The sequence below is a fragment of the Terriglobia bacterium genome (assembly GCA_036496425.1).
Classification (GTDB): domain Bacteria; phylum Acidobacteriota; class Terriglobia; order 20CM-2-55-15; family 20CM-2-55-15; genus 20CM-2-55-15.
This window is the reverse complement of sequence record DASXLG010000250.1, coordinates 44,097-60,650: the sequence shown is the minus strand read 5'-3', so window position 1 is coordinate 60,650 and position 16,554 is coordinate 44,097. Positions and strand designations below refer to the sequence as shown.

The 16,554-nt window shown below is 56.8% G+C and carries 18 protein-coding genes and 1 other RNA gene; 5 read left to right on the top strand and 14 right to left on the bottom strand.

Annotated features, from left to right (window positions below):
- Window positions 1-115: 115 nt before the first annotated feature.
- The 11 genes from carA to VGK48_18200 form a co-directional block, all read right to left on the bottom strand.
- Window positions 116-1,249, bottom strand: a complete 1,134-nt coding sequence (gene carA, locus VGK48_18250; protein HEY2383121.1) for a glutamine-hydrolyzing carbamoyl-phosphate synthase small subunit — start codon at window positions 1,247-1,249, stop codon at window positions 116-118.
- A 157-nt stretch (window positions 1,250-1,406) separates the two neighbouring features.
- Window positions 1,407-2,021, bottom strand: a complete 615-nt coding sequence (gene lepB / locus VGK48_18245) for a signal peptidase I (protein ID HEY2383120.1) — start codon at window positions 2,019-2,021, stop codon at window positions 1,407-1,409.
- Window positions 2,022-2,067: 46 nt separating this feature from the next.
- The gene (locus VGK48_18240; GenBank protein ID HEY2383119.1) at window positions 2,068-2,787 is read right to left on the bottom strand and encodes an RsmE family RNA methyltransferase; all 720 of its coding nucleotides are present in this window, start codon (window positions 2,785-2,787) and stop codon (window positions 2,068-2,070) included.
- The gene (gene prmA / locus VGK48_18235; GenBank protein ID HEY2383118.1) at window positions 2,777-3,637 is read right to left on the bottom strand and encodes a 50S ribosomal protein L11 methyltransferase; all 861 of its coding nucleotides are present in this window, start codon (window positions 3,635-3,637) and stop codon (window positions 2,777-2,779) included. The genes VGK48_18240 and prmA overlap by 11 nt, the downstream gene beginning before the upstream one ends.
- Before the next feature lie 13 nt (window positions 3,638-3,650).
- The gene (dnaJ, locus tag VGK48_18230) at window positions 3,651-4,775 is read right to left on the bottom strand and encodes a molecular chaperone DnaJ (GenBank protein HEY2383117.1); all 1,125 of its coding nucleotides are present in this window, start codon (window positions 4,773-4,775) and stop codon (window positions 3,651-3,653) included.
- A gap of 7 nt (window positions 4,776-4,782) precedes the next feature.
- Window positions 4,783-5,310 carry a nucleotide exchange factor GrpE gene (gene grpE, locus VGK48_18225; GenBank protein HEY2383116.1) on the bottom strand — a complete coding sequence of 176 codons (528 nt, stop codon included), beginning with the start codon at window positions 5,308-5,310 and terminating at the stop codon, window positions 4,783-4,785.
- 50 nt (window positions 5,311-5,360) lie between these two features.
- Window positions 5,361-6,413, bottom strand: coding sequence for a heat-inducible transcriptional repressor HrcA (hrcA, locus tag VGK48_18220; GenBank protein ID HEY2383115.1), 1,053 nt, complete (start codon window positions 6,411-6,413; stop codon window positions 5,361-5,363).
- 8 nt (window positions 6,414-6,421) lie between these two features.
- A complete protein-coding gene (locus VGK48_18215) occupies window positions 6,422-7,090 on the bottom strand; it encodes a lipoate--protein ligase family protein (protein HEY2383114.1) in 669 nt (222 codons plus the stop codon).
- 166 nt (window positions 7,091-7,256) lie between these two features.
- Window positions 7,257-8,819, bottom strand: coding sequence for a trypsin-like peptidase domain-containing protein (locus VGK48_18210; protein HEY2383113.1), 1,563 nt, complete (start codon window positions 8,817-8,819; stop codon window positions 7,257-7,259).
- A 95-nt stretch (window positions 8,820-8,914) separates the two neighbouring features.
- The gene (locus VGK48_18205) at window positions 8,915-10,108 is read right to left on the bottom strand and encodes an aminotransferase class I/II-fold pyridoxal phosphate-dependent enzyme (GenBank protein ID HEY2383112.1); all 1,194 of its coding nucleotides are present in this window, start codon (window positions 10,106-10,108) and stop codon (window positions 8,915-8,917) included.
- Window positions 10,109-10,113: 5 nt separating this feature from the next.
- Entirely contained in the window at window positions 10,114-11,148 is a 1,035-nt protein-coding gene (locus VGK48_18200) for a hypothetical protein (protein ID HEY2383111.1), read from the bottom strand.
- A 102-nt stretch (window positions 11,149-11,250) separates the two neighbouring features.
- On the opposite strand from VGK48_18200, the gene ssrA reads away from it, so the two are divergent.
- The 4 genes from ssrA (at window position 11,251) to VGK48_18180 (ending at window position 13,649) form a co-directional block, all read left to right on the top strand.
- Window positions 11,251-11,605, top strand: a transfer-messenger RNA (tmRNA) gene (ssrA, locus tag VGK48_18195).
- 255 nt (window positions 11,606-11,860) lie between these two features.
- Window positions 11,861-12,097 carry a hypothetical protein gene (locus VGK48_18190; protein ID HEY2383110.1) on the top strand — a complete coding sequence of 79 codons (237 nt, stop codon included), beginning with the start codon at window positions 11,861-11,863 and terminating at the stop codon, window positions 12,095-12,097.
- Window positions 12,078-12,338: an HNH endonuclease gene (locus VGK48_18185; protein ID HEY2383109.1), complete on the top strand. Its 261-nt coding sequence runs from the start codon at window positions 12,078-12,080 to the stop codon at window positions 12,336-12,338. The genes VGK48_18190 and VGK48_18185 overlap by 20 nt, the downstream gene beginning before the upstream one ends.
- 660 nt (window positions 12,339-12,998) lie before the next feature.
- On the top strand, window positions 12,999-13,649 hold the full coding sequence (locus VGK48_18180; protein HEY2383108.1) for a fibronectin type III domain-containing protein: 651 nt from the start codon (window positions 12,999-13,001) through the stop codon (window positions 13,647-13,649).
- Between the two features lie 77 nt (window positions 13,650-13,726).
- Here VGK48_18180 and VGK48_18175 read toward each other — a convergent pair whose 3' ends face one another.
- Together VGK48_18175 and VGK48_18170 are read right to left on the bottom strand one after the other, a co-directional pair.
- Entirely contained in the window at window positions 13,727-14,146 is a 420-nt protein-coding gene (locus VGK48_18175) for a hypothetical protein (GenBank protein HEY2383107.1), read from the bottom strand.
- On the bottom strand, window positions 14,137-14,364 hold the full coding sequence (locus VGK48_18170; protein ID HEY2383106.1) for a CopG family transcriptional regulator: 228 nt from the start codon (window positions 14,362-14,364) through the stop codon (window positions 14,137-14,139). The genes VGK48_18175 and VGK48_18170 overlap by 10 nt, the downstream gene beginning before the upstream one ends.
- Window positions 14,365-14,490: 126 nt before the next feature.
- On the opposite strand from VGK48_18170, the gene VGK48_18165 reads away from it, so the two are divergent.
- Window positions 14,491-14,757 (top strand): hypothetical protein, encoded by a 267-nt coding sequence (locus VGK48_18165; protein ID HEY2383105.1) that lies wholly within the window; start codon window positions 14,491-14,493, stop codon window positions 14,755-14,757.
- 45 nt (window positions 14,758-14,802) lie between these two features.
- Here VGK48_18165 and VGK48_18160 read toward each other — a convergent pair whose 3' ends face one another.
- Window positions 14,803-16,524 (bottom strand): 30S ribosomal protein S1, encoded by a 1,722-nt coding sequence (locus VGK48_18160; GenBank protein HEY2383104.1) that lies wholly within the window; start codon window positions 16,522-16,524, stop codon window positions 14,803-14,805.
- Window positions 16,525-16,554: the final 30 nt, after the last annotated feature.

Below are 16,554 nucleotides of genomic sequence, written 5' to 3'. Positions count from 1 at the left end.
CAAAAATTAAGAATTGAGAATCAGGAGTTGCGGTTGATCTGTTCTCAATGCAGATGTCGGTCTCTGGAACAGTGCAATGAGTTTCAACTCCCAATTCTTAATTTTTAATTCTTAATTACTTCTTGAATTCTTCCATCATCGTCACAAACTCATCAAACAGATACGCCGAATCGTGCGGCCCGGGCGAGGCCTCGGGGTGATACTGCACGCTGAAGAGTGGCATGGTGCGATGCCGCAACCCCTCGAGCGTATCGTCGTTCAGATTGATGTGCGTGATATTCACATCATTCAGATTCAGGCTGTCCGGATCGACCGCGAAACCGTGATTCTGCGCGGTGATCTCGACCTGCTTGCTTTCGAGATTCAGCACCGGATGATTCCCGCCGTGATGTCCGAACTTCAGCTTGTATGTCTTTCCGCCGAAAGCCAGACCCATGATCTGATGCCCGAGACAGATGCCGAAAATCGGCTTCTTCCCCATCAGCGCCCGCACATTCTTGATGGCGTATTCGAGCGGCTCGGGATCGCCGGGCCCGTTCGAGAGAAAGATGCCGTCCGGCTTTAACGCCAGCACATCTTCGGCGGACGTCATCGACGGCACGACGGTTACTGTGGCGCCGCAGCGCGACAGATTCCGCAGGATATGCGACTTGATACCGTAGTCGTATGCGACGACATGAACAGGACAGGGCTCAAACTCGGCCAGCCCCGAGAACTCTACGAAGTTCACGTTCTTGTCGCCGTTGTCGTAGGGCTTGTCGATCGTAACCTTCGAAGCCAGGTCCCATCCGACCATTTCCGGCGCTTTCTTGACCTTCTTCAGAAGCGAAGCTTCGTCGTGGTCGATCAGTGAAACGATTCCGCGCATCGAACCTTTGAGACGGATGTGACGCACGAGGGCCCGCGTATCGATTCCGGAGATGACGGGGATCCTGTGCTTCAACAGGTAATCGTCGAGTGACTCCGTGGTGCGCCAGTTACTGGGAACCGGCGAGAGCCGTTTGACGATGAACGCTTCGAGGAAGGGCTTCCGCGATTCGACATCTTCCGGATTGACGCCGGTGTTGCCGATCAGCGGATACGTCATGGTGACGATCTGGCCGGCATAAGAGGGGTCTGTCAGGATTTCCTGATAGCCCGTCATTGAAGTATTAAAAACGACTTCGCCAACGGCTTCGCCTTCAAAGCCGTGTCCGTTGCCGCGAAAAACGCGCCCGTCCTCGAGCAGCAACGTCGCCGTCTTTTTCATCTTTGAAATGTCGGGCCCACCGGCCAGCCGTAGTTGGTACACCGCCTTGAATTGGGCTTCGTGCTGTCGCACTTGCGCTTCGCGGGATTGGGCTTCGCGCTGTAGGACTTGCGCTTAGCGGCGGCCTTCTGGATTGGCATTGGCCGGTCCCCCCACATCAATCTAAGGATCCCAATTTGTTCATCGGCCAATATCTGAAAACGGCTTTTCCGTAGATGTATTTCTCCGGGACCTGCCCCCACATGCGGCTGTCGTTCGATTGGTTGCGGTGATCGCCGAGGACGTAATAGTGTCCAGGCTCGACGTATACCGGGGGATAGGTGCGGTGATCGATGAATTCGGGCAGGAGATAGGGCTCATCCAGCGGCTTCTCGTTGACATAGATAATCCCGCGGCGGACCTCGACCACGTCGCCGGGCATGCCGATGACGCGCTTGATGTAGGATTTCGTCGGGTCGAGCGGGTACCAGAACACCACGATATCCTTCCGCTGAATTTTCTCGATCTTATAAACGAACTTGTTGACGAAAATGCGTTCCTGATCGACCAGTTCCGGCAACATGCTGGTGCCTTCGACTTTTACAGGTTGATACAGGAAAACAACGATGAGGATCGCCGTACCGATCGCGAAGAAAACGTCGCGGGCCCAGCCGCGAATTTCTCCGACGATGGTCGGTCCGGCCGGCGCGGCTGCAACAGCCGCGGGGTTCGGCAGTGTTCTGGTTTGGGTCTCGGTTTCCGAGACAGGTTGATATTCGGGCTCCGTTGTCATTTCGAGTGTGTTGGAAGGATCCTTTACAAATAATGGAATTCGTATTTTAACAGGATTCGCTAGCCCGGGCAGGGGAAATTGCATACCGGATAAGAGCTCCGCCGACGATGGCCGCTGTTTCCGCCTTCAGAATCTCAGTTCCAAGCGACACCGCTTTGAAACCTGCGCTGCGCGCCGAGACGAGTTCCGCGTCCGTCCAGCCGCCTTCCGGTCCCACAAGATACAAGACCGGCGAGCCGGAAAGCGCGGGTTTGAGCGGGCCGCCGCCGTTTTCGGCAAATAGTATCTTCGACGAAGCGGTCAGGGAGATCGTTTCGGCAAAACTTCGGGGTAAATCCAGAGCGGGCAGGTAATAGTGTTTGGATTGTTTGGCTGCCTCGATCAGGATGCGCAGCCAGCGGTCATGCCGGTTTCCGGGCACGGCATTGGAACGGCTTGCCGGAAAAGGCACAATCCTGGAGACGCCGACTTCGACGGCCTTTTCCAGCGCCAGCTCAAAGGCCGCCATTCGGATCAGCGCGAGACCGAGGATAACCTCGGCCTTATCGCGCTCTACTTTCCGGGACTGCCTTATTCCCGCGATCGTCGCGTGTTTGCCAATCGATTCCACGACCGCGGTCCAGACACTGCCCTTGCCGTCGAAAATTTCGACGGCCTCACCGGCCTCGGCCCGCGCCACCATAAGGTGGCGGTGCTCTTCTCCACTGATGTGAATTCGATTCTCCGCGATTGCAGGCTCGGCAAGATAGATCGACCTAACGGCCATGTTTCTCGATCACCACGGCCAGCCACTCGCCTCGTGTAATCTCTTCGTGGATACTGAATCCGTAGTGCGTCATGTGGTCGCGCAGATCTTCGGCCTGCTCCAGGAGAATCCCCGAAAGGATCGCGACGCCTTGAGGCGCAAGCACGCGGTTGAATTCAGGAAGCAGGTTCGTAATAACGTCGGCCGTGAGATTTGCCAGGATCAGGCGGGCCGAAGCGCTCCTTACCGCATCCAGCGATCCGCAGAATACGAAAACGGCGTCTTCGGCGTTGCGCAGGATATTGGCGCGGGCAACCTCGCTTGCGACCGGATCATTGTCACAGGCAAAGATGAGTTTCGCGCCGAGCAGCCGCGCGGCAATCGCCAGGATTCCCGAGCCCGTGCCGACATCGAGAACGGCATGATCCGGCTCGACCCACCGGGCCAGGGCTTCCATGGTGATCTGGGTGGTTTCGTGGGTCCCTGTTCCGAACGCCTGTCCCGGGTCGATGCGAATGGGAAGACGGTCCTCGGGACAGATCGAATCCTCCCAGCTGGGGATGACAAAGAAATCATCGGCGATGGGGAAACTCGTGTACGACTTTTTCCATTCCGCCGTCCAGTCGCGGTCCTCGACGACGGCCCGCGAAATGGAGGGATTCTGTTTCTGGGAGCGCTGAAAAATGGACCCTACGGCGTTCTCGATGTCGTGGAGGTTCGATCGCTGGTGGAAGTAAAGGACGAGCCGCGTCAAGCCCGCTTCGGGCGACGGACTTTCCCAGATACCGGCGACATCATTGCCGGCAAGTTCTCCGACGACGGCGTCGATAAGTTCATCCGGGACATCGAGGGTGAGCTGGTTCCAGGACATGCCTGTTAGCCCGTCACGAGAAAATTTCTTTAACGCGCTCGAGAATCTTCTTCTGAATCGGCTTGTTCTCAGTTTCGATCGTGGAAGAGAACTTCGTCAACAGTTCCTTCTGCTCACGCGTCAGCTTGGCCGGAACCGCGACGTTGACAGTGACGTAAAGATCGCCCCGCGCCGACCCGCCGCGCTTGGAAATGCCGCGGCCCTTGATCCGGAATGTGGAACCGGTCGGGGTTCCGCCCGGGATCGACAACTTCTCTTCTTCCTTCTCGAGAGTCGGCACCATGATCTGCGCGCCGAGCGCGGCCTGTGGAAACGAAACCGGAATGTGGCAGAAGAGGTCGTGTTCCCGCCGTTCGAAGAACTCGTGATCGTGAACATCGAGCACGACATACAAATCACCCGCAGGCCCGCCTTTTCCTCCGGAATCGCCCTCGCCGGTCACACGCAGTTTCGTACCGTTATCCACTCCAGCCGGGATTTTCAGCTCGAGAATCTTTTCGCGGACAAGCCGTCCTTCGCCGTGACACGCCGCGCAGCGGTGCTTGATCATCTGTCCGGTGCCATGGCACTGGTTGCAGGTGCGGGTGATACTGAAGAAGCCCTGCTGGAAACGGACCTGGCCGTAACCGTTACAGGTCTGGCAGGTGGTTGGCGCCGATCCTTTCTCGCCTCCCGTTCCGCCACATTCCGCGCACGTTTCATGACGCGGCACTTTGATCTTTTTGGTGACTCCGAAGGCAGCTTCTTCAAAAGAAAGCTGAATATCGTAGCGGAGATCGGCGCCCCGCTGCACGCGTGAGCCGCGGCGGCCGCCGCCGCCAAACAAATCACCGAACCCGAAGATGTCGCCGAGAATATCGCTGAAGTCCGCAAAGACGCTCGGATCAAATCCGCCGGCGCCCCCGGCGCCGCCAACGCCGGCATGTCCGAAGCGTTCATAATTGGCGCGTTTCTGCGAATCGCTCAGAACGGAATAGGCTTCAGCCGCTTCCTTGAACGCCTCTTCGGCTTCTTCGTTGCCCGGGTTGCGGTCCGGATGGTATTGGAGCGCAAGCTTGCGGTATGCGCTCTTGATCTCCTGGTCGCTGGAGGTGCGCGATACGCCGAGCACCTCGTAATAATCGCGTTTTCCGCTCAATTGTTCGTTATTCCTTCACTGAAACTGTGACCATTGCCGGCCGAAGCAGCCGCCCGTTCAGCGTGTACCCTTTCCTCATCTCTTCGATGACGGTGTTTTCTTCGGCTTCATTCGTGGCTTTTGTGGAAACTGCCTGATGGAAATTGGGATCGAACTGCCTGCCCTTCGCTTCCAAAGGCTTCAGGCCAAAACGTGTAAGCGTATCCTGAAGCTGTTTATAGATCAGTTCGAAACCGCGCAGCATATTCTCGCCTTTTTTGCCTTCGGCGGCGGCGTTCCGGATCGCGAGATCGAAGGAATCAAGCGCGTTCAGCAGTTCCTTCACCAGATCCGCCGATGCGAACTGCACGTACTCCGCTTTCTCGCGCTCCATGCGTTTTCTGAAGTTCTCGAACTCCGCCTGTTTGCGCAGCAACCGGTCGAACAAGTCATCCCTTTCTTTCCTAAGGGTTTCGATCTCCTGTTGCTCAGGCGGCACAGTCTGCGGCAAATCCTGGTCTGCGGCAACGCTCTGGTACTTGTCGTTCTCTTCCATAGCAACAATTATATGGGTTTTTGCGTTCTTGTCAGGCGCTTAAGCGCAAGCTACGCGTTGATCATCTCGCCGACAAGCCGGCCCAGATATTCGACAATCGAAATGCCTCGCTCGTATTGCATGCGCGTGGGGCCGATGATTCCCAGGAATCCCGTCGTACGGTCGGCGGACGCGTAGGAGGCGGTGATCAGCGTGAAATCACGCATGTCCGGGACGCCGAGTTCCGAACCAATCGCGATTTTGACACCTTCCGGAGGATTGGACGCGATGCATTCGTTCAGGATCTGTACCAGCCGTCCCTTCTCTTCGAACATCTGAAACAGCATGCGCATCCGCTCGACATCGGCAAACTCCGGCTGATTAATCATGTTCGTGGCGCCCTGCACATAGATGCTTTCCGCGCTCGCAGGCTCATTCAGGGTTTCGCCCCAGGTCTGAAGCAGCGACAGCATGCGATCGAAGATGGAGCGCTCGGCCTGCATCATTCGCAATAACTCGTTACGAATGTCGGTCAGCGTTTTACCGGAAAACTTTTCGACCAGATACCGGCCGGCCTTATCGAGTTCTTCCTGCGTATAGCGTTCGCCGACCCGGATCAGCTTCCGCTGTACCAGACCCGAGGTGGATACAAAAAGCACGAGAATCTTGCCATCCGATAGATCGAGAAATTCAATGTGCTTCAGAATCGTGGCGCCCATGGGCGGCGCAATCACGATGCCCACGTTCTTTGAAATCGTGGACAACACCATGGAGGCACGCGACATGACGTCTTCGGGGCTGTCGCTTTCTGCGAGCATCCGGCTGATGTAGCGCTCGTCGGACTTACTGATTCTGCCGGAGTCCGGCAGATGGTCGACATAAAAACGATAGCCCTTTTCCGATGGAATTCGGCCGGCAGAGGTATGCGGCTGCGCCAGATATCCTTCCTCTTCGAGATCTGCCATGATGTTACGGATCGTGGCCGGGCTGAACTTCCAATCCATGGACTTCGCAAGGGTTCGCGAACCAACCGGTTCTCCGGAAGTCACATAGGCACGGATGATAAGTCTGAGAATGGCCCGGTTTCGATCGTCCAGTGTCCGGGTTTCCTCTCTCACCGCCATAGCGCCTTTTATAACACGAATTCGATCGAAAAATAGTCCTGAAACGCCCGGATAAACGCTCCTCTAAAAAGGTCGAGGCCGGGCCTTTCCCTGAGAAATTCCGCAACCCCTGCCATTTCCGCCTCAAGAGGAGCGGCATCCGCCATACGGGTGGCGTGCGCCAGCGTACTCCGGTCGCAGGTGATGGGCATCGAACCGTGCTGCAGAAAGCTCCGGCGGACCCGCCGTTGGGCGCTGCCGACGATTTTTCTGCCGCTTACCATCAACTCATATCTTGAGGTGGAAAGGAAGCAAGGCAGGTCCACATCATCTGAAACTCCGGAAGGCTTTCGGGTGTCGGGCGCAAGAATTGCCGGCACGCCGAGCCGGTTATAACCGAGGCACAAAGCCTCCGAAACGCGTTTGTAATTGCCGTAGATCGTGTCGCCGAAGATATCCGAGTCGCTTGAAACCACCGCATATGTCAACTCGTCATCGTGCAGCACCGCCCGCCCGCCCGTCGGCCGGTGAACGATATCGATGCCGTTTGCCCGGCAATATCCGGTGTCAACGGCCTTATCGATTTTCTGATTCCGGCCCAGGGATATTGTCGGAGTTTGCCAGCCATAGAACCGGACGATGGTGCGCGGCGCGGGAGCAGATTCGACCTCATCCAGCAAGGCCGCATCAATGGACATATTACTTGCACCGTCCCGCGCCCCATCAATGATCAGCTTCCACATCTACTTAACCGGAACACAAGAAGCACAAAAAGCACAAGAAAGGGCAGCCCTTTCTTGTGCTTGCGGAGCGCAAGCGCGATAGCGCGCAGCCTCTATTATTGTGCTTCTTGTGTTCCTGCCCCTACGGTACCGTCACCGCCACGAAGCCGGAACGATAGGCACCGCTCTGCTGGTCGCGCTGCATGACCATAAACGCGACATCCATGCCGGACTTCATCTGGCGTTCCGCGCGCGTAAAGTCGTCCAGATTGTGGATATCGAGGTGCTGAGTTCCGGCAATCACGCGGGTGATGATGGTGCCCCGCTGGATACCGGCATCGTCTGCCACGCTGTCCTGATCGACGGCCGAAACGTAAACGCCGTCCGGAGAGCTCAGGTGCAACTGGCGAACCATGTCGGGGGTGATGGCCTGAACGCGGATGCCGAGCTTGGCTTGTGAAGTCTCGCCCTGGTCGCCGCCGTTATCGGGGCCGCCACCGCCGCCGTTGCTGGCGCGATCGGTCGTGAGGATCTCCTGACGGTCGACGATCATCACCGGGAACGTCATTTCCTTACCGTCTCGATTGACTTTGACCCGGATGGTTTTACCGACCGGGCTGTCCGCCACGATATTCAACAGCGCCGTACCATTCGGCGTCTTTATACCATCAATTTCGGTGATGACATCGCCCTCGCGTATCCCGGCTTTGGCAGCCGGACCACCGGCCGGCGCATTCTGGACAAACACGCCGCACTCCGCGGCCAAGCCATAAGCATGGCAGAGCTTTGGATCCTGATTCGGCTGGTATTGGATACCGATACCACCGCGGGTGACCTTACCGCCTTGAACCAGCTGGTTGTACACCTTCACCGCGACGTTCGACGGCAATGCAAAACCCAGTCCTGCGGACTGGCGTGTTTCGGAAATGATGGCAGTATTGATGCCGATCACCTCGCCCGCCATATTCACCAGCGGACCGCCGCTGTTACCGGGGTTGATCGCCGCATCGGTTTGAAGGAACGGCTGGAAGCCTTTGGTTTCGCTGCCCGGCAGTTGATCGCGGCCTTTCGCGCTGATGATGCCATGAGTGACAGTGTGATCCAGGGAGAACGGACTCCCGATCGCGAGCACCCAGTCGCCGACTTTAACGGACTCGGAATTCCCGAACTTCGCGACGGGCAGATCACGCCCCGCTTCGATCTTGATAACCGCAAGGTCGGTGTCGTCATCGCTGCCGATGAGTTTTGCGCTGAATTCCGATTTGTCTTCCAGGCGAACCGTAATCTTGATGGCTTTGTCGACGACGTGATGATTCGTAATAATAAAGCCGGCTTTATCGACAATAAAACCGGTGCCCAGGCTGCGAACTTTCTCATTCGGATTCGGCGCATCCGGATTTCCGAAGAAGTTGAAGAAATCGAATGGATCGACCTGCCGCGGATCCTGGTTCTGGCCGCGGTTTCCGCCTCGATTGCGGACCGGATTCTCAGGAGCGGCCTCGGTGCTGATATTGACGACTGCGGGATCCAGATTCGCGGCGATCTGCGAAAACGCATTGGAGAGCGAAACCGGATCGGGGATGACGAGCGTCTGCGCCTTCTGCTCGCCCGCTTTGACCCCACCCGAGACGATCGTGCCAATGACCACACCGATCGTGAGGGTTGCGATGATCAAGGTGAGATAAAGCAATCGCGTTTTACTCATGGCTCTTGGTTTTGTCCTTTCAGAACATACAATGCATTGAATTATAACTTACCGCCAAGTCACATTTGACGCACTGGCGGCCAATTAGTTTCCGGTCAGCCGCGGGGACGGCTGTGCACTCCCGCGCCCTTTTCGAGCCTGGCAAGCCTTTCCTCGGCAGCACGAAGGGTTTCCTCTTTCTTACAGAAAGTAAACCGGATAATGTCCTTGCCTGCCCTCGGATCGCTGAAGAAACTGCTGCCCGGAACCGTCGCCACGCCGACGTCCCTTACCAGAAATCTCGAAAATTCAACGTCGTTCGGGTATCCCCAGCTGCCGATGTCGCACATGATGTAGTACGCCCCCTTGGGCAGCATGGGATTCAGTCCGGCCTGCTCCAGCATCTTCATCACGCGATCCCGCCGCTTCACATAATGCGCGGCAAGTTCGCTGAAATACGAGTCCGGCAGCCGCAGCGCGACCGCGCCCGCTTCCTGAAGCGGAGCCGGCGCACCGACGGTCATAAAATCGTGCATCTTGCGGATGGCTCCGCTGATGCCCGGCGGAGAGATGATGTATCCCACACGCCATCCCGTGACACTGAACGTCTTCGACATGCCGTTGATGACAATCGTCCGCTCGCGCATGCCGTCGAGCGTGATCGGAGAGATATGCTTCGCGCCATCATAGATGATGTGTTCGTAGATTTCGTCGGTAATGGCGAGCACATCCCACTTCTGGCAGAGGTCCGCGATGACCTTCAGCTCTTCGCGGCTGAACACCTTTCCGGTCGGATTATTCGGCGTATTAATAATGATGGCCTTCGTCTTGTTGTTGAAGGCGGCCGCCAGCTCCTTTTCGTCGAAAGACCAGTCCGGCCTTCGCAGTTGAACATAGCGCGGCGTGGCCCCGGAAATGATCGCGTCCGGGCCGTAATTTTCGTAGAACGGCTCGAAAACGATGACCTCGTCTCCGGGATTGATGACGGCAAGAAGGACATCGATCATCGCCTCGGTCGATCCGCACGAAACGGTGATCTCCCGCTCCGGATCGATGTCGATGCCCAGGAAACGTTTGGTTTTTTCGACCAGCGCATCGCGGAACGACTTTGCGCCCCAGGTGATGGCGTACTGGTTGACGTCCGCGAAAATGGCGTCGGCTGCGGCGCGCTTCAGGATTTCAGGCGCGGCGAAATCCGGGTACCCCTGCGACAGGTTGATGGCGTCGTGTTCCATGGCGAGGCGGGTCATCTCGCGAATCACGGACTCGGTAAATAGAGCGGCTTTCGATGAAATCGGTTTTTTAAACATCGGGTTTATGAATTTATGGGCCCGGGATATGCCGGACCCAGGCGCGAAGGATCGTTCTCGCCCAGGATGCGGACGAGTTCTTCATGAAAATAATCGTGCGACGCCGGCACGGCGCCGGACACCCGGTGCTGGTACATCTCGCGGCCCCGGTCGATTTCCTTTTGAAGCCGCCGGTAAATGTCGCTGTTCTGCCTGCCGCTTTGCAGTTCCGGCTCGTGGTACAGCTTGATCTCCGAAACCAGCAGCCGCGCCGTGCGGCGGGCTTCCGCATGAGCTTTTTCATCACCCGGATTCGATTCCGTTCCGGATGCAGCGGCAACGGCAATGGTTTTCTCGGACATTGCGCCTTTCAGCACAGGATTTTTGAGCTTCAGTCCAAACGACTCGATGGCCCGCTCCAGCGAAGCGCCGAAGAAATCCAAGGCCTCCGGCTTGAACGGCGCGGCAGCGGATATCGCCGCCACCGTCCTGCCCCGCACCACGATGGTGCGGAAATAAGATTCCGGGTCGGTCGTTTCCTGCGAAATGATTTCGGGAAACGCCGCCTTGCCGCGGCTCTTCCACAGGGCCAGCCCATCGCTCTTGGCGACATAGACAGCCAGCCCCTTGGCGAAAGGCTCGACGAGCCGCAAAAATCTCGCCAGGATTTCCGGTTGTGATGACGCTTCCCCAAGCTCCCGCGGCGTATCCGCGAAAGTCTTCCACTGTGCGAGTTGCTCCTCGATGCGGGCATGTTCTTCGGCCGCCTGGACCTGGAGTTGATTCGTCGTTTCGGCCAGCCGCTGCGCGAATTTCTGTTCCAGCTCGCCAGTCACCTGTTTCCGCGTGGCCTCAATCGCTTCTGCAACCGCGCGGTTCAATTCCTCTGCGGCGTTCATCTGGACGAGCGCCTGAGCTTCCTCAATAGCGGTTTGCAGCCGGCTCTTGAAATCGTTTTCGAGCGACTCACTGGCTTCCTGGACCACACGGTCAAGCTCAGCGGCCAGCGCAGGTGAGAGCACTTGCAGCAATCGGTCTAACGACTGGGTCTTGGGATCCATTGGCAGGGGAGCTACCTCCTGAAAAATCAGGATTATATCTTAATGCCACTTGCTGTTTGACATTGCATCCACATCCTCTTATATAAAGGTATGTATAGAAAGGGGGGCGCACCGGTTTCGACGGGGACGAAGAAGTTCGAGATGCATACCGAGGCCCATGACCTCGTTAAAACGTGGAAAACAATCAACTGCTGACTTTCAGCCAGCTTTAGCCGCTTAATACCGGTTAACGTCCTTGATTGACTCGCCTGTAGGTTAGTTAAAGGGCGTCACTTTATGCAGGATAGCCTCAAACCGCCGGCCCGGCAGCGCGAGGTGAAACTTAATGGGCTGGTGTCCCGGCTAGGTTGCAGGCTCCTTCAGGCCGGGGCTCGACAACAAATCGGAACCTGACAAGTATGTAGATTTTCGCGCGGAACGTTTTCGGACGCGGGTTCAATTCCCGCCGCCTCCACTTATAAAAAACTGACTCTAAGATAGTTAACTCATCGGACGCGGGTTCTTTGGAGCCCGTGTCCTTTCTTTTTTAAGTCTTTCTCATGATTGAGATGCGGAGCGTCACGAGAGTGCGCTCTCCGGCCGCGTTCCTGACATGTGCCTTGTTTCAAGGGCAACAACTCGACGACATTGCGAAAGGCGAGCGTGCATGGTACGTTCAGTTTAATGGCGACCATCAGAAACACTCGCATTCGAAAGGGGCATTCGCCCCCTGATGGAAATCGTCCTGCCCGATAAAGCAGACGCCGTTATCAGTTTTCACGCAGACCCGCAAATTCAAGCGCGCATCGAAGAACTGGCCGAGAAATCAACAGAAGGCGAGTTGACGGAGGAGGAGCGATCGGAGTACGCCGGCTTCATCCGTGCGAACAAATTCGTCGCCATTCTGAAACGGCAAGCCCGTCGCCTCACTACCAACAAGCCATCCGTCGATGCTCGGGGCGAGGACTAGAGCCCAAGTCCGCGAACGCGCCCAAAACACTTGCGAGTATTGCCACCTGCATCAAGACGATTCACCGTTAGCACCACTTCATATCGAACACATCGTTCCGAAAAGTCATGGCGGAAGTGATGATCTCGATAATCTTGCGCTTGCCTGTATCGATTGCAATCTACATACCTATCGGCGCTCGATCGTGCAAGCATTGACGGCGACATCACCCAGTTTGCGGAGTTTGTGGCGGAACGCGTGAGGTGGTCTCCGGAGCATCACGGATAGTCTGAAACTGCCCGCGAGCACCGATCTGCGCAAAGAAATTGAATTCAGAGCGCGCAGAATTCGACCAGTGACGTCAGATCGCAATCCGGAACTCCTGTTTCCAAGCTTAGGCGCCAGATAGCAAGCTGAGCGCGTAGATCGATTTCAGACTCCTCAGAACGCGACCTGCGCGCTCGGATCGAATGCAGAGCGCTCGGAATCGAATCCGCGGCGTCAGGTCGCAGTCCGGAACTCCTGTTTCTGATTTGAGGTGTCAGATTGGAATGGGTGCGCGCCGTACGATTTCACACGCTTCAGAACGCGATCTGAACGCCCAGGTTGACTTCAGGGCGTACAGAGTCGGATCTGCGACATCAGATTGCAATCCGGAGTTCCTGTTTCCGATCTCAGCGGTTGGCCTCCCCTCCGTCTACTCGCAGTAGACAGCAGTCTACTGAAAGTAGACAAAATCGCCGGATTACCGCAGCAAATCCTACGTATGTGTCTGAAAAGGCAGGTTAGGTTATTGAATCCGCTGTGTGGCAATGCGATTGCAATTATTCCGCGCGTATGAAAGGCGGGCAAGAAATCCTCCAGCCACTGCTGGATGGGGCTCTTCCCAAAACCGTTAACAATTAAAGAAAGGAAAATGAAAATGTCCAAGAAAATGAAAACACCAAGTATCAAACCACTCGAAGGTTACAGTGGCATGTCCGACACCGGCATCGTCGTGCGTGGGACGGCCATTCAGACCGGAATGACCGGCAATTCGAAATTCCCGAATCCGCCGGTCGATCTGGCAGTCCTCAAAACGGATATCGACAGTCTCTCGGCGCTGATGGCCGAGGCGCTCGATGGAAGTAAAAGGGTGATTGCCCAGAAGAACAAGCAACGGGAAGCCGTTATCAAGAAGCTGCGGTTGCTGGGACGTTATGTTGAAATCACATCGGATGGCGACATGACGGCTTTCGCGACCAGCGGGTTCCTGGCGGCTTCGACAGCCAAAACTCCACCGGCGCCGTTGCCTCTGCCGGTCATCACGAGCGTCTACCACGGCGCTGTCAGCGGGAAAATCGTCGTTCAGGTCCAGAAAGTCACAAGGGCTAAGAGCTACGAAATCCGTTACGGCTCGGTGGTTAACGGCGCCCCGCCGAGTTCATGGACGAGCACGGCGATGCCGGGGGTCAAGCCGCCCGCCGGTATCGATGGTCTGACACCGGGCACGCTCTACGCGTTTCAAGTTCGCGCGTTAGGCAAACTCGGCTGGACGGACTGGACAGACTCGGCGACCTGCATGTGCGTGTAGGTGTGTCGGAAAATGGGGCGCACACCCGAATTCCCGAATCGATTCGGGAATTCAGGTGTGCGCCCCGTTTACAAGGGCTACTGCAGGATCTCGAAAGCCTGTCCTCTTGGGGTTCTGAAGGTCCGAAAACCGCGCCTGTCCATTGTAATGATCCGGTGTGTACCGAGTTCTCCGGCAAGTTGGACCAATGTGGCATCGGCAAAATCCATCGGCGTATCCGAGTACTTTTCCATAAGGGACACGGCCGACAGGAGTTGCTGGGGTTGCGTGGATTCAAACACCTGAACTCCCGCAGCTTGAATAAATTCCGCCAGCAGCCGCGGGCCGCGTGGATCGTCCTTAAGAAGATGCATCGCTTCTGTGATGACCGCGCTGGTGCTGCAAAGAGTACCCCTGAAGGCGCCGACTATAGAAGCGATGGTCTTATGATCGACATCGTTATTGTCCAGATATGCAACCAGCGGACCGGTATCGATCAGGACGGTTCTCAGCGCCAATTCTGCTTTCTCAAGTGCTTACCCCACGCATCCTCCGGCTTGATCAACTTAACGGCGCCTTTGAGATGACCAGCTCTGTCCGAGACTGGCGCATCGGACAGAGCTTGTGCCAGGAGTTCACGGACTACCGCGGAGCGCGTCTTGCCGAGAGTCCGCGCACGGCGGGTCAGTGCTTCATCCTGATCCCTGTCCAAGCGGATCGTAATCGTCTTCTCCATGAAATACATTGTAACACGACACGTAAGACAAGGTGCGACGGAGGGCTCCGGCGTCGGTTTGCTTTGCTTCAATCAATAGACCGAAAACAGGGCGGAAAGTAATGGTCCTTATTTTACAATTAAAGGATGGGAGATTCAGGGGAAGGACTTATCGACAATGAAGGCCGTATTCAGGAACGGATAGAAGAACTGCAGCGGGATCGCGCGCAGTCGGGAAAACCAGCTGTAAAAAATCCCAAACTTTTACAGCAAATCGAATCGCTGCAGCTGGCTCGAAAGGAAATGGCTCGCTCGCTCGAAACCACCACGCACGAAGCCCGCAGAAAGCAACTCGCTGCTGCGCTGGCGGACCTCGACCGCCGCATCCAGGAACTGCAAGATCAGGCGAAGTAACATCCGGCTAAAAACCACGCGTAGCCGCGGGCAAAGAGCCCGCGGCTACGTGCTGGAAAGTTCGACCTTTCTCGAAGCCGCGTCGATCGACTTGATCGTGAACGACCGCAGTTCACCTTCACGATAAGGTTCGCCCGAAGTTCCGGAGACCGACGGTTTCACACCGCCTTTCCAGGCCGCAGCGAGCTGTTCTGCGAGCGAACCCGAGACGCTTGCGGCCGGCGCCTGTGGAGCATTTTCCAGCATGCAGACACCTTCGACGCCTTCACCGACCTGCACCGTTACCTTATTTCCCGCAACGTGCAATATGCGTCCGGTGACACGGTCGCCGACCGCGAATTCTTTGACGATCTGGTCGGCGGGCGTCGCCTCAAGCTGTTTCATGCCGAGCTTGAGCCGCTTCGCTTCCGAATCGACGGAAAGAACGACAGCGCGCACGGCCTGGCCGGGCTTGACGATCTCGTTGGGATTCGAGATCCGCCGTTCGTTGGTAAATTCGGAAATGTGAATGAGGCCTTCAATGCCCTCTTCCACTTCGACGAAAGCTCCGAACTTCGCAAGTCTCGTGACTTTCCCTTCGACGATTTTTCCGTTCGGATAGCGGTCCTTTATCGTGTCCCAGGGATTTCCCAGAACCTGCTTCAGCCCGAGGCTGAGACGGCGCCCGGACGGCTCGACCTTCAGGACGACGGCTTCGACGCGCTCTCCGAGTTTCAAAACATCGCCCGGCCGGGTGACCCGCTTTGTCCAGGACATTTCTGAAACATGGATCAATCCTTCGACTCCAGGGACCACTTCGACAAATGCTCCGAAGTCGGCGAGCCTTGTGACTTCGCCCGTCACGCGGTCGCCGGGAGTCAGCTTCGACGCTGCAACTTCCCAGGGATCCGGCAACGTCTGCTTCAAGCCGAGAGAAATCTTCCCGGTCCGTTTGTCGGCTTTGAGTACCTTCAGGTCCAGGACATCACCGACGGCGAGTTCGGTGGAGGGGTCGCTGACGCGCGCCCACGAAATATCGCCGACGTGCAGCAACCCGTCGACACCGCCGATATCGACGAAAGCGCCGTACTCCGCGAGGGACCTCACAGTACCGCGCACGACGGAGCCTTCCTGCAAACCGTCGATTGTGTTCTGGCGTAACTGATGGGCTTCTTCTTCCACCACGCTGCGCCTGTCCACAACGACATCTTCATCGTCGACGTCCAGCTTGATGATCCGGACGCGGATCTCCTGGCCGATCAGTTTCTCCATATCCGCGGCGTCACGAACTCCGCTGCGCGACCCGGGCATGAACGCTCGCGTTCCAAGGTCGACAATGAAGCCGCCTTTCACCTGGCCCGTAACACGCCCAGCCACGACTTCCTTGCCCTCAAATGCGCGCTGCAGCGAATCCCAATCCTTCGGACGGGGCCCGGCCACACGCGAAAGCCTGGCCATGCCGTCGCTATTGAAGCCGGTGATCGCGACATCGAAGGCGTCTCCTTGTTTGACGCTGAGATTTCCGTCGCTATCCCGAAAATCGGCGGCAGGGATCATGCCTTCCGACTTTCCGCCGAAATCGACCAGGACAACATCGGAGGATATTCCGACAACTGTCCCCCGGAGTGCCGATGGAGCAGGCCCGCGGCCTCTCCCCTTTCCTCTTGGTCTGCCTTTATCTTTATCTTTGCTTTTCGCGGCTCCGCCGCTCGTAGTTTCAAATTCGTTCAAAATATCGGCGAACGAGCGCTCTGTCTCGTCGCCCTGTTGATGAGAATCATTCGACATGGTTTAGAACTATATCAGCCTCCGGCGTCG

Bases quoted from the DNA above. Each gene is read 5' to 3' on its own strand.
- carA (HEY2383121.1), bottom strand. From the start codon at position 1,249: ATGAAAAAGACGGCGACGTTGCTGCTCGAGGACGGGCGCGTTTTTCGC.
- lepB (HEY2383120.1), bottom strand. From the start codon at position 2,021: ATGACAACGGAGCCCGAATATCAACCTGTCTCGGAAACCGAGACCCAA.
- VGK48_18240 (HEY2383119.1), bottom strand. From the start codon at position 2,787: ATGGCCGTTAGGTCGATCTATCTTGCCGAGCCTGCAATCGCGGAGAAT.
- prmA (HEY2383118.1), bottom strand. From the start codon at position 3,637: ATGTCCTGGAACCAGCTCACCCTCGATGTCCCGGATGAACTTATCGAC.
- grpE (HEY2383116.1), bottom strand. From the start codon at position 5,310: ATGGAAGAGAACGACAAGTACCAGAGCGTTGCCGCAGACCAGGATTTG.
- hrcA (HEY2383115.1), bottom strand. From the start codon at position 6,413: ATGGCGGTGAGAGAGGAAACCCGGACACTGGACGATCGAAACCGGGCC.
- VGK48_18215 (HEY2383114.1), bottom strand. From the start codon at position 7,090: ATGTCCATTGATGCGGCCTTGCTGGATGAGGTCGAATCTGCTCCCGCG.
- VGK48_18210 (HEY2383113.1), bottom strand. From the start codon at position 8,819: ATGAGTAAAACGCGATTGCTTTATCTCACCTTGATCATCGCAACCCTC.
- VGK48_18205 (HEY2383112.1), bottom strand. From the start codon at position 10,108: ATGTTTAAAAAACCGATTTCATCGAAAGCCGCTCTATTTACCGAGTCC.
- VGK48_18200 (HEY2383111.1), bottom strand. From the start codon at position 11,148: ATGGATCCCAAGACCCAGTCGTTAGACCGATTGCTGCAAGTGCTCTCA.
- VGK48_18190 (HEY2383110.1), top strand. From the start codon at position 11,861: ATGGAAATCGTCCTGCCCGATAAAGCAGACGCCGTTATCAGTTTTCAC.
- VGK48_18185 (HEY2383109.1), top strand. From the start codon at position 12,078: ATGCTCGGGGCGAGGACTAGAGCCCAAGTCCGCGAACGCGCCCAAAAC.
- VGK48_18180 (HEY2383108.1), top strand. From the start codon at position 12,999: ATGTCCAAGAAAATGAAAACACCAAGTATCAAACCACTCGAAGGTTAC.
- VGK48_18170 (HEY2383106.1), bottom strand. From the start codon at position 14,364: ATGGAGAAGACGATTACGATCCGCTTGGACAGGGATCAGGATGAAGCA.
- VGK48_18165 (HEY2383105.1), top strand. From the start codon at position 14,491: ATGGGAGATTCAGGGGAAGGACTTATCGACAATGAAGGCCGTATTCAG.
- VGK48_18160 (HEY2383104.1), bottom strand. From the start codon at position 16,524: ATGTCGAATGATTCTCATCAACAGGGCGACGAGACAGAGCGCTCGTTC.